16 protein-coding genes are annotated in these 16,036 nt (G+C 63.9%); 11 read left to right on the top strand and 5 right to left on the bottom strand.

Annotation, left to right across the window (positions count from 1 at the left end):
* Positions 1–37: 37 nt before the first annotated feature.
* The 7 genes from CK228_RS06065 (at position 38) to CK228_RS06030 (ending at position 6,981) form a co-directional block, all read left to right on the top strand.
* Complete coding sequence (locus CK228_RS06065; RefSeq protein WP_095771756.1) at positions 38–637, top strand: VOC family protein; 600 nt, start codon at positions 38–40, stop codon at positions 635–637.
* 142 nt (positions 638–779) lie between these two features.
* On the top strand, positions 780–3,074 hold the full coding sequence (locus CK228_RS06060; RefSeq protein WP_095787231.1) for a bifunctional salicylyl-CoA 5-hydroxylase/oxidoreductase: 2,295 nt from the start codon (positions 780–782) through the stop codon (positions 3,072–3,074).
* Positions 3,071–3,844, top strand: a complete 774-nt coding sequence (locus CK228_RS06055) for an SDR family NAD(P)-dependent oxidoreductase (protein ID WP_095787230.1) — start codon at positions 3,071–3,073, stop codon at positions 3,842–3,844. The genes CK228_RS06060 and CK228_RS06055 overlap by 4 nt, the downstream gene beginning before the upstream one ends.
* Entirely contained in the window at positions 3,838–4,308 is a 471-nt protein-coding gene (locus tag CK228_RS06050; protein WP_010913223.1) for a MarR family transcriptional regulator, read from the top strand. The genes CK228_RS06055 and CK228_RS06050 overlap by 7 nt, the downstream gene beginning before the upstream one ends.
* The gene (locus CK228_RS06045) at positions 4,305–5,117 is read left to right on the top strand and encodes an enoyl-CoA hydratase family protein (protein WP_095771753.1); all 813 of its coding nucleotides are present in this window, start codon (positions 4,305–4,307) and stop codon (positions 5,115–5,117) included. Before CK228_RS06050 ends, CK228_RS06045 begins: the two co-directional genes overlap by 4 nt.
* 236 nt (positions 5,118–5,353) lie before the next feature.
* Positions 5,354–6,502 (top strand): acyl-CoA dehydrogenase family protein, encoded by a 1,149-nt coding sequence (locus CK228_RS06035; protein ID WP_095787229.1) that lies wholly within the window; start codon positions 5,354–5,356, stop codon positions 6,500–6,502.
* A 65-nt stretch (positions 6,503–6,567) separates the two neighbouring features.
* Positions 6,568–6,981 carry a RidA family protein gene (locus tag CK228_RS06030; RefSeq protein WP_095787228.1) on the top strand — a complete coding sequence of 138 codons (414 nt, stop codon included), beginning with the start codon at positions 6,568–6,570 and terminating at the stop codon, positions 6,979–6,981.
* Here the strand turns inward: CK228_RS06030 and CK228_RS06025 are convergent.
* Positions 6,978–8,072: an LLM class flavin-dependent oxidoreductase gene (locus CK228_RS06025; RefSeq protein WP_095787227.1), complete on the bottom strand. Its 1,095-nt coding sequence runs from the start codon at positions 8,070–8,072 to the stop codon at positions 6,978–6,980. The genes CK228_RS06030 and CK228_RS06025 overlap by 4 nt on opposite strands.
* A gap of 123 nt (positions 8,073–8,195) precedes the next feature.
* Here CK228_RS06025 and CK228_RS06020 point away from each other — a divergent pair, with 123 nt between their 5' ends.
* From CK228_RS06020 to CK228_RS06005, 4 genes are all read left to right on the top strand, one after another.
* Positions 8,196–8,957, top strand: a complete 762-nt coding sequence (locus CK228_RS06020; RefSeq protein WP_095787336.1) for an HpcH/HpaI aldolase/citrate lyase family protein — start codon at positions 8,196–8,198, stop codon at positions 8,955–8,957.
* Positions 8,958–9,353: 396 nt separating this feature from the next.
* Positions 9,354–10,151, top strand: coding sequence for an ABC transporter substrate-binding protein (locus CK228_RS06015; RefSeq protein WP_019862988.1), 798 nt, complete (start codon positions 9,354–9,356; stop codon positions 10,149–10,151).
* Between the two features lie 148 nt (positions 10,152–10,299).
* Positions 10,300–10,974 carry an amino acid ABC transporter permease gene (locus tag CK228_RS06010; RefSeq protein ID WP_095771748.1) on the top strand — a complete coding sequence of 225 codons (675 nt, stop codon included), beginning with the start codon at positions 10,300–10,302 and terminating at the stop codon, positions 10,972–10,974.
* Between the two features lie 48 nt (positions 10,975–11,022).
* The gene (locus tag CK228_RS06005; protein ID WP_095787226.1) at positions 11,023–12,297 is read left to right on the top strand and encodes a cysteine desulfurase-like protein; all 1,275 of its coding nucleotides are present in this window, start codon (positions 11,023–11,025) and stop codon (positions 12,295–12,297) included.
* A 121-nt stretch (positions 12,298–12,418) separates the two neighbouring features.
* Here the strand turns inward: CK228_RS06005 and CK228_RS06000 are convergent, their stop codons facing one another.
* The 4 genes from CK228_RS06000 to CK228_RS05985 are packed head-to-tail and all read right to left on the bottom strand — an operon-like array spanning position 12,419 to position 16,015.
* The gene (locus CK228_RS06000; RefSeq protein WP_095771746.1) at positions 12,419–13,249 is read right to left on the bottom strand and encodes a dipeptide ABC transporter ATP-binding protein; all 831 of its coding nucleotides are present in this window, start codon (positions 13,247–13,249) and stop codon (positions 12,419–12,421) included.
* Positions 13,246–14,097, bottom strand: a complete 852-nt coding sequence (locus CK228_RS05995; RefSeq protein WP_095771745.1) for an ABC transporter ATP-binding protein — start codon at positions 14,095–14,097, stop codon at positions 13,246–13,248. Before CK228_RS05995 ends, CK228_RS06000 begins: the two co-directional genes overlap by 4 nt.
* On the bottom strand, positions 14,097–14,981 hold the full coding sequence (locus tag CK228_RS05990) for an ABC transporter permease subunit (protein WP_245437747.1): 885 nt from the start codon (positions 14,979–14,981) through the stop codon (positions 14,097–14,099). The genes CK228_RS05995 and CK228_RS05990 overlap by 1 nt, the downstream gene beginning before the upstream one ends.
* A gap of 26 nt (positions 14,982–15,007) precedes the next feature.
* Complete coding sequence (locus tag CK228_RS05985; protein ID WP_095771743.1) at positions 15,008–16,015, bottom strand: ABC transporter permease subunit; 1,008 nt, start codon at positions 16,013–16,015, stop codon at positions 15,008–15,010.
* Between the last annotated feature and the right edge of the window lie 21 nt (positions 16,016–16,036).

Genomic DNA, 16,036 nt, shown 5'->3' with positions numbered 1-16,036 from the left:
CGCAAAGACCCAGGTCCCGCCAATGGAGAGGACTGACATGAAGACGATACTTCGAAATGCAACGCTTGCCGCCGCTGTCCTTGGCGGCGCCGGCATGGCCTCGGCCGATTCGATCCCCGGCATGCGCGGCCACGATCACACCGGCATCACCGTCCCCGACATGAAGCAGGCGGTCGACTTCTTCACCGAGGTGGTCGGCTGCAAGAAGGCAATGTCGTTCGGCCCGTTCGCCGATGACAAGGGTACCTTCATGCAGGACCTTCTGGGCGTCGATCCCAAGGCCGTCATCGAGCAGGTCACCATGGTGCGTTGCGGCTATGGCTCGAACATCGAGCTGTTCAAATACACCGCGCCCGACCAGAAGGATCTGACGCCGAAGAACAGCGACATTGGCGGCTTCCATATCGCCCTCTATGTCGACGACGTTGCCGCCGCCAAAGCCTATCTCGATGGCAAGGGCGTCAAGACACGCATGGGGCCCCTGCCGGTCAAGCAAGGGCCCGCCGCCGGCCAGACCATTCTCTATTTCCAGGCGCCCTGGGGATTGCAGCTGGAAGCGATCAGCTACCCCGACGGCATGGCCTATGAGAAGGGTGCCGAGACGGTTCTGTGGAGCCCGAAGAACCCGGAAAAGTGACCCTTGGCGTGCGCTTGCGGGGCGACACGCAAGCGCGCTGCCCGGTATCGGCACAATGATTTCGACATAAAACTTTAAGCTTGAAATATTTTGCCGCCGGCGCGATACTCACCAGACAGCAAGCGAAGAGGAGATCGCACAGATGAAGGTTGCGGTTCTCGGCGGCGGTCCAGCCGGCCTCTACTTTGCCATATCGATGAAGCTCAGGGACGCCGCGCACGATGTGACGGTGTTCGAGCGCAACCGCGCCGACGACACGTTCGGCTGGGGCGTCGTGCTGTCGGCCGAAACGCTTGAGAACCTCGCCAAGAACGATCCGGTCAGCGCCGTCTGGATCAAGAAGCATTTTGCCTATTGGGACGACATTGCCGTCATTCATGACGGCGTGCGCACGGTCTCGTCAGGTCACGGTTTCTGCGGCATCGGCCGCAAGCGGTTGCTGATCCTTTTGCAGCGTCGCGCCCGCGAGCTCGGCGTCAAGCTGATGTTCGAGACCGATATCGCCGATCCCAAGCCTTACATGGAGTCTCATGATCTAGTCGTCGCCGCGGACGGGCTGAATTCCAGGGCGCGCAACACCTTCGTCGACATCTTCAAGCCGGACATCGACACCCGCAAATGCAAGTTCGTCTGGCTCGGCACCAACCAGAAATTCGACGACGCCTTCACCTTCATCTTCGAGAAGACCGAGCATGGCTGGGTGTGGGCGCATGCCTATCAGTTCGACAGCGAGACCGCGACCTTCATCGTCGAATGCAGCGAGCAGACCTGGGCTGCCTTCGGCTTCGGCGCGATGACGCAGCAGGAATCGATCGCGGTGTGCGAGCGCATCTTCGCCAACCATCTCGGCGGGCATGCGCTGATGACCAATGCCAACCACATCAGGGGTTCGGCCTGGATCAATTTCCCGCGCGTTCTGTGCGAACGCTGGTCGTACAAGAACCTGGCGCTGATGGGCGATGCGGCGGCATCGGCGCATTTCTCGATCGGCTCCGGCACCAAGCTGGCGCTGGAAAGCGCGGTGGCGCTGGCCGAGTATGTGGAGACCGAGCCGGATCTCGATGCCGCGTTCCGCAAATACGAGGACGCACGGCGCACCGAGGTGCTTAAGCTGCAATCGGCGGCGCGCAATTCGCTCGAATGGTTCGAGGAGGTCGAGCGCTATCTTGGCCTCGATCCGGTGCAGTTCAACTATTCGCTGCTGACCCGCTCGCAGCGCATCAGCCACGAGAATTTGCGGCTGCGCGATGCCGAATGGCTGGGGGGTGCCGAAGAATGGTTCCAGCGCCAGGCGGGTGCCGGCGGCAACAGGCTGCGCCGGGCGCCGATGTTCGCGCCGTTCAAGCTGCGCGACATGAAGCTGCAGAACCGCGTCGTCGTCTCACCGATGGCGCAGTACAAGGCCGTCGACGGCTGCCCGACCGACTGGCATTTCACCCATTATGCCGAGCGCGCCAAGGGCGGCGCCGGGCTCGTCTATATCGAGATGACCTGCGTCAGCCCGGAAGGCCGTATCACGCCCGGCTGTCCCGGCTTCTACGCGCCCGAACACGAGGTGGCGTGGAAGCGGCTGGTAGACTTTGTCCACACAGAGACCGAGGCCAAGATCTGCGCCCAGATCGGCCATTCCGGCGCCAAGGGCTCGACCCGGCTCGGCTGGGAAGGCACCGACGTGCCGCTGGCCTCGGGCAACTGGCCTGTCATGGCGGCATCGGCTGTCGCATGGTCGCCGCAGAACCAGGTGCCGAAGGCGATGGACCGCGCCGACATGGATCTGGTGCGCAACCAATTCGTGGCCTCGGCCGAGATGGCTGGCCGCTGCGGCTTCGACATGCTGGAGATCCATGCCGCGCACGGCTATCTCCTGTCGTCCTTCATCACGCCTGTCACCAACCGGCGCACGGATGAATATGGCGGTTCGCTTGATAATCGCATGCGCTATCCCCTCGAAATCTTCCACGCGGTGCGCGCCGCCTGGCCGACGGAGAAGCCGATCTCGATGCGCATTTCGGCCAATGACTGGGTCGGCATCGAAGGCGTCACACCCGCCGACGCGGTCGAGATCGCGCGGCTGCTGCATGAGGCCGGCGTCGACATCTGCGACGTGTCCGCCGGCCAGACCTCAACGGCGGCAAAACCCGTTTACGGCCGCATGTTCCAGACACCGTTCTCGGACCGCATCCGTAACGAAGTCGGCATGGCGACGATGGCAGTCGGCAACATCTACGAGCCGGACCATGTCAATTCGATCCTGATGGCCGGCCGCGCCGATCTGGTGGCGCTGGCGCGGCCGCATCTTGCCGACCCGTACTGGACGCTGCACGCGGCGGTGACGCTCGGCGACCGCGGCGTGAAATGGCCGGATCCCTATCTGCCCGGACGCGACCAGATCTACCGGCTGGCCGAGCGCGATGCCGCCGCGGGGCTGAAAGTATGACGGCGGCACCAGCGATCTCCGGCAAGCATGCGCTGGTCACTGGCGGCGGCTCCGGCGTCGGCCGGGCCATCGCGCTGGGACTGGCGGATGCCGGCATCGACGTCACCATCTGCGGCCGGCGCGACGCCGAGCTTGCCAAAGTGGCCGGCGAAAGCGAGCGTATCTTCGGCATCGCCGCCGATGTCACCAATGAGGTGTCGATAGCCTCGCTCTATCAGACGGCGCAAGCCGAGCGCGGGCCATTCGACGTCGTCATCGCCAATGCCGGCATGGCCGGCAGCACACCAGCGCACAAGACCACGCTCGCCGACTGGCAAATGACGCTCGACGTCAACTTGACCGGCGCCTTCCTGACGGTGAAGCCGGCGCTGGCCGGGATGGCCGCGCGCAAGGCGGGACGGATCATCTTCATTGCCTCAACGGCAGGGCTGAAAGGCTACGCCTATGTCGCGCCTTACGTGGCGGCCAAGCATGGCGTCGTCGGGCTGATGCGGGCGCTGGCGGCGGAGACCGCGAAATCCGGCGTCACCGTCAACGCTGTGTGCCCGGGCTTCGTCGAGACCGATATGCTGGAAGAATCCATCCAGCGCATCGTTGAAAAGACCGGCCGCTCGGCTGGCGAGGCGCGGGCGAGCCTTGCCTCGACCAACCCGCAAGGCCGCTTCATCCAGCCGCAGGAAGTCGCCGCCGCCGTGCTGTGGCTGTGTGGCGAGGCAGCGTCATCGATCACCGGACAGGCAATTTCCATCTCAGGAGGCGAAACATGGTAGCCGGCCCCCTGCCCGCACCGTCGGGACCCGGCAAGGACCGACTGCGTCTGTGGATCAGGCTGCTGCGCGCCTCGCGCACGATCGAGGCCGAACTGCGCGAGCGCCTGAAGAAGGAATTCGATACGACCCTGCCGCGCTTCGACGTGATGGCGGCCCTCTATCGCGTGCCTGAAGGCATGCTGATGAGCGACCTGTCGCGCTTTCTGCTGGTCTCCAACGGCAATGTCACCGGCATTGTCGACCGGCTGGTTTCCGAAGGACTGGTCGCTCGGGCCCGCCGCAATGGCGACCGCCGCACCTCCATGGTGCGGCTGACCGAGGAAGGCACCAAATCCTTTGCCACCATCGCCGCCGCCCATGAGGGCTGGATCGGCGAATTGCTGGGCAAGGTCAGCGAGGAGGATGCGCGCCGGCTGACCGGCATGTTGACCTCGTTCCGCAGCAACTGGGAGGGACGCGAATGACCGGGATGGCCGGGCTGAAGCCGAAGCATTTCCTGTGGGAGGTCGAAGGCAGGATCGCCAAGATCCGGCTCGACCGGCCGGAGCGCAAGAACCCGCTGACCTTCGACAGCTATGCCGAACTGCGCGACACCTTCCGCGACCTCGTCTATGCCGACGATGTCGACGCCGTGGTGTTCCTCTCCAATGGCGGCAATTTCTGCTCCGGCGGCGATGTCCACGACATTATCGGCCCGCTGGTCAAGATGGACATGAAGCAGCTCCTCGCCTTCACCCGCATGACCGGCGATTTCGTCAAGGCGATGCTGAACTGCGGCAAGCCGATCATCGCCGCCGTTGACGGCGTCGCGGTCGGCGCCGGCGCCATCATCGCCATGAGCTCCGACATCCGCATCGCCACACCGGAGGCCAAGACCGCCTTCCTGTTCACCCGCGTCGGCCTTGCCGGCTGCGACATGGGCGCCTGCGCGATCCTGCCGCGCATCATCGGCCAGGGCCGCGCCGCCGAACTGCTCTACACCGGCCGCACCATGACTGCCGCCGAGGGCGAGCGGTGGGGGTTCTACAACAGGCTGGTCGATGCGGCCTCGCTCGAGGCGGACGCACTCGACATGGCGGCGCGCATCGTCTCCGGCCCGACCTTCGCCCACGGCATCACCAAGACGCAGCTCAATCAGGAATGGTCGATGGGCCTCGACCAGGCGATCGAGGCGGAAGCGCAGGCACAAGCGATCTGCATGCAGACGCGCGATTTCGAGCGCGCCTACAAGGCGTTCGTGGCCAAGGAAAAGCCGGTGTTCGAGGGGAATTGAGATGTTTTCGTCGCTCAAGAAGGACTTGCCGGCGGGGCAGCGCCCCCCTCTGTCCTCCCGGACATCTCCCCCACTTGGGGGGAGATTGGCAGCTTGGGCGCCGGCTCCCGTCTTGCAACGCTGGCGATTGGCGAATGCGGCAATAATAGCCGATCTCCCCCCTTGTGGGGGAGATGTCCGGCAGGACAGAGGGGGGCGTCATAGAGCGCAACACTCCATGTACTGCGGAGGCCAGCATGCCTGACCGTTCCTTCCTCAACTGGCCCTTTTTCGAGAACCGCCATCGCGAACTCGCCGAGAGCCTGGAAGCATGGTGCGCAAGAAATCTCCCCGTCGATCACCACGACGTCGATGCCGCCTGCCGCGCGCTGGTGCAAAAACTTGGCCGCGACGGTTGGCTGAAGCCGACCGCTGTTGACACCGACAATCCCGGCCCGCTCGATGTCCGCATTTTGTGCATCACGCGCGAGACGCTTGCCCGCCATGACGGGCTTGCCGATTTCGCCTTCGCCATGCAGGGATTGGGCACCGGCGCGCTCAGCCTATTCGGCACGGCCGATCAGCAGCAATGGCTGGCGCAGACGAGGGCCGGCAAGGCGATCTCGGCCTTCGCCCTGTCGGAACCGCGCTCGGGCTCGGATGTCGCCAACACCGAAATGACGGCGACCCGCGACGGCGACAGCTATGTGCTCACCGGCGAAAAGACCTGGATCTCCAATGGCGGCATCGCCGATCTCTACATCGTCTTTGCCCGCACCGGCGAGGCGCCGGGCGCCAAGGGGCTTTCCGCCTTTATCGTGCCTGGCGACACTGCGGGCCTCGGCATCGCCGAGCGCCTCGAAGTGATCGCGCCGCATCCGCTGGCGCGGCTTTCCTTCGATCAGGTCCGTGTCCCCATCTCGGCCCTGATCGGCAAGCCAGGTGACGGCTTCCGCATCGCCATGTCGGTGCTCGACGTGTTCCGCTCGACCGTCGGTGCAGCAGCGCTCGGCTTTGCCCGCCGGGCGCTGGAAGAAAGCATCAGCAGAGTGGCCGAGCGCAAACTGTTCGGCGCACCGATGGCCGAATTGCAGATGGTACAGGGTCACATCGCCGACATGGCCCTCGACGTCGATGCGGCGGCGCTTCTGGTCTACCGCGCCGCCTGGACCAAGGACATGGGCGCGGCGCGGGTGACACGCGAGGCGGCGATGGCAAAACTGTTCGCCACCGACAAGGCGCAGGAGGTGATCGACAGGGCGGTGCAACTGCATGGCGGCGACGGCGTGCGCAAAGGCCACATCGTCGAAAGCCTGTATCGCGAGATCCGCGCGCTGCGCATCTATGAGGGTGCCTCCGACGTGCAGAAGGTGGTCATCGCGCGGCAAGTGATGGGCGCGGCCTGACGGCGGGAAAATTGACGGGCATTCGATTTTGAGACTTGGTTTTCAGGAATACCGGGAGGCTTCAAATGCATGAGATTCTGCAGCCGGAAGGCTGGGCCAAACCGGTCGGCTACGCCAATGGCGTCGCGGCGCGTGGACGGCTCATCTTCGTCGGCGGACAGGTCGGCTGGAACGGGCAGTGCCAGTTCGAAACCGACGACTTCGTCGGCCAGGTGCGGCAGACGCTGCAAAACATCGTCGCTGTGCTGGCCGAGGCCGGTGCCGAGCCGCGGCACATCACCTCGATGACCTGGTATTTCACCGACAAGGCCGAGTATCTCGCCAATCTCAGGGGGCTCGGCGAAGCCTATCGCGAGGTCATCGGCCGGCATTTCCCGGCGATGGCCGCCATGCAGGTGATGGCGCTGGTCGAGGACCGCGCCAAGGTGGAGATCCAGGCCACCGCTGTGATACCGGACGAACTCGTTCGTCCGGACTAAGTTACCCGCAGGCCCGCCTTTCTCAAAATCGGCAGCACGTGGTCGCAGAAATAGGGCAGCTCCTGCGTGTAGTTGACGAAGGAGAGCGCGATGCCCTGATAGCCATGCCCTGATATGGCGGCCATTTCGGCGGCGATCGTTTCCGGCGTTCCGACCAGCGGATAGGTGCCGGCGCCACCGGCGAAGCGTTGACGATACCGGTCATAGGCATGCGGGTCGTGCGACTGCGAGAATTCCTTCTTGCCGGCCATATGGGCGTCGACCGCGTCATGGTCGGCCAGATCGACCGCGTAACGCGTGTAATAGGCCTGCGCCTCCTCCATGGTCGGGCGGCAGACGACATGCGCAACGGTGTAGACGCCGACATCGCGGCCGGCCTTGTCGGCGCGCTCGCCGATATCGGCGACATGCTTGCCGGCATCGCTCATCTCGGAAAAGGTCGTGAACAGATAATCGCACCGGGCGGCGGCGAAGTCGCGGCCCGGCCCGCCGAAAGCGGCATTCATAGTCACCGGGCGAGGAAGCTGCAGACTGGCCGGCCGGCTCACCGCTTCCTTCAGGCGATAATAGGTGCCTTCATAGTCGAGCGGCCCGGCCGATGCATAGAGCTTTTCAAGAATCTCGATCCACTCGGCCGCCTGGTCGTAGCCCTTCTCGACCAGCGGCGTGCCGAACATGCCGAATTCCTTCGGGTTCCAGCCGCAGACGATGTTGAGCCCGGCGCGGCCCTGGCTGATGTGGTCGACCGTCGCCAGCGCCTTGGCGGCATAAAGCGGATGCACCAACGGCACATGCACGGTCATGAACAGGCCGATCCGGTCGGTGGCCACCGCCAGAGCTGCCGCCCAGGTGAAGGTTTCGAACGACCATTCGCGCACCTTGTTGCGGCCGCCAAAGCCGCGCCAGCGCGCGATCGGCAGCATGAATTCCAGCCCGGCGCGGTCGGCGATTTGCGCCGCCGTCAGATTGTCCTGCCAGCTTGCCGTCCAGCGTTCCGGCACATCGGTGATGGCGAGCCCGCCGTCGGCGTTGGTCGAAAAGACGCCGAGCTTCAGTTTGTTCGGGCCGTGCAGGGGATGCGCTTTGATCATCTCGGGAACTCGCGGCGGGAGGCCACACGCTAGGCTCGCGGTAAAATATTTCAAGCCTGAAATAGCTTCGCCTCGCCGCCGTTTGCGGATATGAGTTTGGGCCAGACGACAAAGGGGATCGGCATGAGCGAATTCCGCCAGAAATGCATCGGCAAGGCAAATCTCGTCGGTTCGTTTGCCGCCATTCCCCATCCGGTCGCGGTCGAAGTGATGGCGCTGTCGGGCCTCGACTTCCTCTGCATCGACTGGGAGCATGCGCAGATCTCGCGCGGCATGATCGAGACCATGGTGCGCGCGGCCGACGTTCACCGCGTGCCGGCGATGGTGCGCGTTCCCGGCCATGCACCGGAAGCCATCCAGGCGGCGCTGGACAGCGGCGCGCAAGGCGTGCTGGTGCCGCGCGTCTCGACCGTCGCGCAGGCCGAAGCAGCAGTGAAAGCCTCGCGCTATCCGCCGCTGGGCGAGCGTGGCGTCGGGCCTGGCCGAGCCGCCGGCTATGGTTATCGCATTCCCGAATATCTTGCCGGCGCCAACGACAGAACCGTCGTCGCGGTTCAGGTCGAGACAGCGGCGGGGCTCGCCAACGTCGATGCGATCGCGGCCACCGACGGCGTCGACGTGATCTTCGTCGGCCCGGGCGATCTTTCGGTGTCGATCGACGCGATCGGACCGCAAGGCGCCGACAAGCTCGATGCGGCGATCCGGACAGTCATCGGCGCGACGGTCGCACGCGGAAAGACATCAGGCATATTTTGCGCCAGTCCGCAGGCCGTCAGCCGGTGGGCAGCCATCGGCGCGAGTTTCTTCGTGCTGGCCAGCGACACGATGTTTCTGGGCGCCGGCGCCGCGGCCAACGCTGCCGCCGCGCGCGACGAATTGGCATAGACAGGCGCGGCCAGACAAAAGGCGTATCGCCGGAGCAACACGCAAGCCAAGCTTTTTAAGCTTAAAACTTTCGCCTTGAAATGCGTCCCACTTTGGATAAGCATTCAAGATCGATGACGGCGGCCGTGCCGCAGGGGTTGCCGGCCAGTCCATCGTGGTGCTTCGGGGGGTTCAGTCCTTGTCGTTCATGCTGCCCCAGTCATCATCCAGCGCGCGCTGTGCTTTCGACGGCGTGCGCTGCCAGATCCGCGATCCGCGTACAGAGACCATCGCCAACCACGCGCGCAGGTCGCTGCCATGAATTGACGCCCCGCTGGGAGGTGGGACGGCAAGAAACCGTGCGGGGCGAGCCCGCCCGATCAACAACCAGAGGGGATACCCCAGAGGGAACACCAAATGAACCTGACACGTCGCAATCTCATTCTGCTTGCCGCCGCCATCGGCATCGCCGCCGGCCCCGCCACGGCTTACGCCGCCGATGTGCTCAATGTCGGCGCCTATCCGACCAATCCGCCCTTCGAGTACAAGAACGAGAGCGGCACCTTCGAGGGCTTTGAAGTCGACATCGTCAACGAAGCCGCCAAGCGCATCGGCATGACCACCGATATCGCCGATCTCGGCTTCCAGGCGCTGTTCGCGGCCACCACGTCGAAGCGCATCGATGTCGCCATCTCGTCGATCACCATCACGGCCGAGCGGCTGAAGTCGCAGTCTTTCACCCAGCCCTACTATGATTCCGACATGGGCATTGCGACGAAGACCGACAGCGCTGTTAACACCGAAGCCGACCTCAAGGGCAAGATCGTCGGCGTGCTCTCCGGCTCGACCGGCGAGACCTGGGTCAAGGCTCATCAGGAAGCCGACGGCTTTAGCGATGTGAAGGGCTATGACACGCAGCAGAACCTGCTGCTCGACCTCAGCGCCGGCCGCGTCGACGCCGCCGTCAGCGACATTCCGGGCATGGAATACTCCTTCACCAAGATGAAGGATCTGAAGGTCAAGCAGCGCATCAAGACCGGTGAACAGTACGGGCTGATGATGACCAAGGACCACCCGCTGCTCGGCAAGCTCAACGACGCGCTGACCGCGATGAAGAAGGACGGCACGCTGGCCGCGATCCACAAGAAGTGGTTCGGCAGCGACGCGCCGGCCGATTCTTCGACCGTCAAGGAAATGCCGCTGCCGAAGGCCTGAGCGGAGATGCACTGAAATCGTGCCGGCTTTCCAGGCCGGCACGATTCATTTCACGCTTTCGCACTGCCGCGCGGACCGTCTCGCCATGGGCGAGGTCGATTGGTTTCAACTTTGAGCACCCCTTGCTCTGGGGTTCGGGAACGCTCCCATGTCGCTGATCGACACCTTCTTCAATCCCGACGTCATCATGGCCAGCCTGCCTGCGCTGCTGCGCGGCTTCCTGAACACGCTGCTGCTTGGCATTTTGAGCATCGGCATCGGCATCCCCATCGGCCTGCTGATCAGCCTGGTGCGGCTCTATGCGCCGAAGCCGCTGCGCTGGCTGGCGGTCGCCTACACCGACATTTTTCGCGCGCTGCCGGTGCTGGTGGTGCTGATCCTGATCTACTACGCGCTGCCCTTCCTCGGCATCCGCCTGTCGTCCTGGGCGTCCGCGGTGACGGCCTTCGCCTTCATCATGTCGGCCTATTCGGCGGAAGTGTTCCGCTCCGGCATAGAAAGCATTCCGAAAGGCCAGTTCGAGGCGTCGCAGGCGCTCGGCCTGCCGTTCCTCTTGACCTTGCGCAAGGTGGTGCTGCCGCAGGCGATCCGCGTCGTCATCCCGCCGATGACCAGCAATTGCGTCTCGATGTTCAAGGACACCTCGCTCGCCTCCACCGTGGCGCTGCCGGAACTCCTGAAGGAAGCGACCAACGCGCAGTCGCTTTACGCCAATCCCTCGCCGCTGATCGGCGCTGCACTGGTCTATCTCATCTTCCTCTGGCCGATGGTGCGCCTCGTCAGCCTGCTTGAAGACCGCTTCAAGACCGAGAAGGCGCGCTGACCTCGCCAACCGTTCTCCACCCGCCAAATTCTTCGCAGGAGCCTGCCCGTGAACAAGCACCAAACCGACAACGCGAACGCCGCCGCGTTCCCCGTCGACACCATCCGCGCCATGTTTCCCGCCCTGCAGCGGGCCGGCGATTTCATCTTCATGGACAATGCCGCCGGCGCGCAGATCCCGCAGAGCGTGCTCGACGCGGTGACCAACCATCTGGTTTCGCACAATGTACAGCGCGGCGGCCGCTATGGCCGCAGCGTCACCGTCGACCAGTCGGTCGCCGACGCCCGGACAAGCGTGGCGCTGCTGATCAACGCCTATAGCCCGGCGGAAATCTGCTTCGGCATGAACGCCACCTCGTTCATCCGCCTCGTCAGCCTCGGCATCGGCCAGATGCTCTCGGAACGCGACGAGATCGTCATCACCGACATGGACCACGACGCCAACATCGCGACCTGGCTGGCACTGGAATCCGCCGGCGCCAAGTTCAAATGGTGGCGCATGCGCGAGGACGGCAATCTGCATGTCGACGATTTGCGCCCGCTGGTTTCCGACCGAACCCGCCTCGTCGCCTGCACGGTCACCGCGCACTCGATCGGCTCGATCGTCGACGTCGCCTCGGTCGCCAGGATCGCGCATGCGGCCGGCGCCGAAGTGTTCCTCGACTGCGTGCACTACGGTCCGCACGGGCTGATCGACGTGCAGGCCTGGGATTGCGACTATCTCGTCTGCTCCGGCTACAAGAATTTCTCGCCGCATATGGGTTTTCTCTGGGGCCGCTTCGATACGCTCAAGCGGCTGCCGACTTTTCGCGAGGACTTCATCCCCGACGAGCCGCCCTACAAGGTCGAGGCCGGCACCTTCATCTACGAGAACGTCTCGGGCATGGATGCGGCCGTGCAGTATCTGGAACTGATCGGCCGCAACCTGGCCCCCTCCAACAACCGCTCGCGGCGCGAAAACATCGTCGCCGGCATGGGCGCCATCCGCGACTACGAACTGCTTTTGGCGCGCGAGATGCTTGCCGTGCTGAAGGGCTGCGGCGCGACGATCTATGGCGTCGCCGACGAGGCCCGCATCAATGAGCGCGTGCCGACCTTCTGCTTCAACATCGGCAAGCTCTCACCGCAACGGATCGTCGAGGAGATGGCCGAGATGCAGATCGGCATCCGCGACGGGCACATGTACGCGCCGCGACTGATGAAGCGCCTCAATTTGTCGATGGACAGCGGCGCCATCCGCGCCTCGCTGGTGCATTACAACACGGTCGAGGAAGTGCACAAATTCGGCGAGGCGCTGCGCGCGATTATCGCCAGGCTGTCTTGAGCCTGGACCTTTGGTCCGACCCTTGCATGGGAGTCGGTTGCGGTTCCTCGACGTCGTCATCCTATGGCGAAGCAGGAGCGAAGCGACGCGGCGCAGACCATAGGATGACGAAATCCGAGGTTCAGGCGGCCTTCTTCTTCGCCAACCTGGCCTTGATGCTCGCCACGTCGGCGCGCGGCGTCGCGGCGAACAGCGTCTTGGTGTAGCTGTGCTTGGGGTCGGCGAAGACCTCGTCGCGCGGGCCGTATTCGACCGCTTCGCCGAAATACATCACCATCACGTCGTCGGCGATGTAGCGCACGACCGACAAATCATGGCTGATGAAGACATAAGTCAGCTGGAACTCGTCCTGCAGGTCGGCGAGCAGGTTGAGCACCTGCGCCTGCACCGAAAGGTCGAGCGCCGAGACCGGCTCGTCCAGCACCAGCAGGCTCGGATTGAGCATCAGTGCGCGGGCGATGGCGATGCGCTGGCGCTGGCCGCCTGAGAACATATGCGGGTAGCGGTTGTAGTGTTCGGGGCCAAGGCCGACCTTCTTCAGCATCTTCATTGCGAGGTCGCGCCGTTCCTCGGCCGGCTTGTTGGTGTTGATGAGCAGCGGTTCCCCCAGCACGTCGCCGATCTTCTGGCGCGGGTTGAGCGAGCCGTACGGGTTCTGGAAGACGATCTGCACCTTGCGGCGCATCTCCTTGGTCAATCCGCTCCTGGCGATGTCGACCTTGTTGCCGTCGATGAACAGCTCCCCCGAAGTCGCCGGATCGATCAGCGTGATGATGCGGGCGAGCGTCGACTTGCCACAGCCGCTTTCACCGACGATGGCCAGCGTCTTGCCCTTGTCGACGCTGAACGAGACACCCTTAACCGCATGCACGGTGCGCTGCGCGCGAAACAGCCCGCCGCCGACATGGTAGTCGCGCACGATATTCTTGCCTTCGACGACCTTGACGCTCATGCGGCGGCTCCCGAGGGCGCCGGCTCGAACAGCATGTCGGAGACGGTCGGCAGCCGGTCGCCCACCGCGTTCTCCGGCAGCGCCGACAAAAGCGCGCGGGTGTAATTGCTCTTCGGCTGCTCAAACAGCGACAGCACGTCGGCCTCTTCCATCTTGCGGCCCTTGTACTGGACGATGACGCGGTCGGCGGTCTCGGCCACCACGCCCATATTGTGGGTGATCATGATCAGGCCCATGCCGTATTTGGCCTGCAGAGAGACCAGGAGATCGAGGATCTGCTTCTGGATGGTGACGTCGAGCGCGGTAGTCGGCTCGTCGGCAATCAAAAGCTTCGGATTGCAGGCGATGGCAATGGCGATCATGACGCGCTGGCATTGGCCGCCCGACATCTGGTGCGGGAACGAGTTCAGCCGTTCCGCCGGCTCGGCAATGCCGACCTGGGTGAGGAGTTCGATGGCGCGCTCCCGGCGCTGCGCACCGTCCATGCCCATATGGAAACGCAGCACCTCCTCGATCTGGAAGCCGACGGTGAAGCAGGGATTGAGGCTGGCCATCGGCTCCTGGAAGATCATCGACATGTCCTTGCCGACGATCTTGCGCCGCTCGGCAGGGCTCAGCTTCAGAAGATCGCGGCCATTGAAGCTCATGCGGTCGGCCGTGACCTTGGCGGTCCATGGCAAGAGGCCCATCACCGCGAGCATCGAGACCGACTTGCCGGAACCGGATTCGCCGACGATCGCCAGCACTTCGCGCTCGTCGACATGCAAGGAAACGCCATCGACCGCCCGGAACATACCTGATGCGGTCTGGAATTCGACGACGAGGTTCTGGATGTCCAGCAGGGCCATCACGACCTCCTCAATTTCGGATCGAGCGCATCGCGCAGACCGTCGCCGATCAGATTGATGGCAAGCACGGTGATCAGGATCGCCAGACCAGGAAAGGTCACCACCCACCAGGCGCGCAGGATGAATTCACGCGCCGAGGCGAGCATCGTGCCCCATTCGGGCGTCGGCGGCTGGGCACCGAGGCCGAGGAAGCCGAGGGCGGCCGCTTCGAGGATGGCGTTGGAAAAAGACAAGGTGCCCTGGACGATCAGCGGTCCCAGGCAATTGGGCAGGATGGTGCGAAGCATCAGCCTGAGATGCCCGGCGCCGGCGACCTTCGCCGCCACGACATATTCGCGGCTCTTCTCGGCCATCACCGCGGCGCGCACCAGCCGCGCGAAATGCGGCTGCAGCACGAGCGCGATGGCCAGCATCGCATTGAACAGGCCGGGACCGAGGATGGTGACCATCACCAGCGCCAGCAACAGCGACGGGAAGGCCAGGATAAGATCCATGACGCGCATGATCGCCACGTCGACCCAGCCGCGGAAATAACCGGCCAGCAGGCCAAGCGTGATGCCGCCGATGAGCGCCAGCGAGACCACGACCGCGCCGATCAGCAGCGAGAAGCGCGCGCCGTAGAGCAGGCGTGAAAGGATGTCGCGCCCAACCGGATCGGTGCCGAGCAGATATTGCGAGCTGCCGCCTGCCTGCCATGCAGGCGGCCGCAAGAATGCGGTCTTGTCCTGGATGTCTGGCGCGTAGGGGGCCAGCAGCGGCGCAAAGAGCGCCGCCAGCACCAAAAGGAGGAAGACGAACAGGCCTATAACGGCGCCCCGGTTCACCGAGAAATAAAACCAGAAGGTCCTGAGACCGGTGAGGCGATCCGGGTTGCCGGCGGCCATCGGGGCGATTTCGGTCGACTGGCTCATCACGCCGCCCTTATGCGTGGGTTGATAACGGCATAGAGCACGTCGACGATCAGATTCACCGCCATGACGATAAGCGCGATCAAGAGCAGGCCAGACTGCACGACGACATAATCGCGCTTGGATATGGATTCGACCATCCACCTGCCGATGCCGGGCCACGAGAAGATCGTTTCGGTAAGGATGGCACCGGCGAGCAGCGTACTAACCTGCAGGCCGATGGTGGTGACCACCGGGATGAGTGCGTTGCGCAGGGCATGCACGCCGATGACCCGGGCCGACGAGAGCCCTTTGGCTCGGGCTGTCCGCACATAGTCCTCGCCCAGCACCTCGAGCATGGCGGAGCGCGTCTGGCGCGCTATCACAGCCAGCGGAATGGTGCCGAGCACAATCGTCGGCAGCACCAGATGGCGCAATACCGAGCGAAATGCAGCCCATTTGCCGTAGAGCAAGGTGTCGATGGTCATGAAGCCGGTGATCGGCTTGAAGAAGTACTGCAGGTCGATGCGGCCGTTAACCGGCGTCCAGCCGAGGTAACCGGAGAAGAAGATGATCAGCAGCAGGCCCCACCAGAAGATCGGCATGGAATAGCCGACGAGCGCGGTGCCCATCAGCGACTGATCGAACCAGGAGCCGCGCTTGACCGCCGCGAAGATGCCGGCCGGAATGCCCAGTACCATGGCGAAGATCATGGCAAAGAACGACAGTTCCAGCGTCGCCGGGAAGAGCGTCTTGAACTCTTCGAGCACCGGGCGCTTGGACGAAATCGAGACGCCGAAATCGCCGGTCACGACCTCACCGACATAGCGTGTGTATTGCTGCCAGATCGGCAGATTGTAGCCGAACTGCTCCTTGAGCTCTTCATAACGCGCCGGCGCCACGCCGTGTTCACCGGCCATGGCAAGAATAGGATCGCCGGGCAGCAGCCTGACGAAGGCGAAGGCGCAGATGGTGATGCCGACAAGCGTCGGGATCAAAAGTGCAATTCGGTGGAGGATATATTTTAGCATGATGTAGGGGGGCGGCGCTTC

The organism is Mesorhizobium sp. WSM4312 (genome assembly GCF_002294875.1).
Lineage (GTDB): Bacteria > Pseudomonadota > Alphaproteobacteria > Rhizobiales > Rhizobiaceae > Mesorhizobium.
The sequence above is the reverse complement of the archived record's forward strand: the minus strand, read 5'-3'. Positions and strand labels throughout refer to the sequence as shown.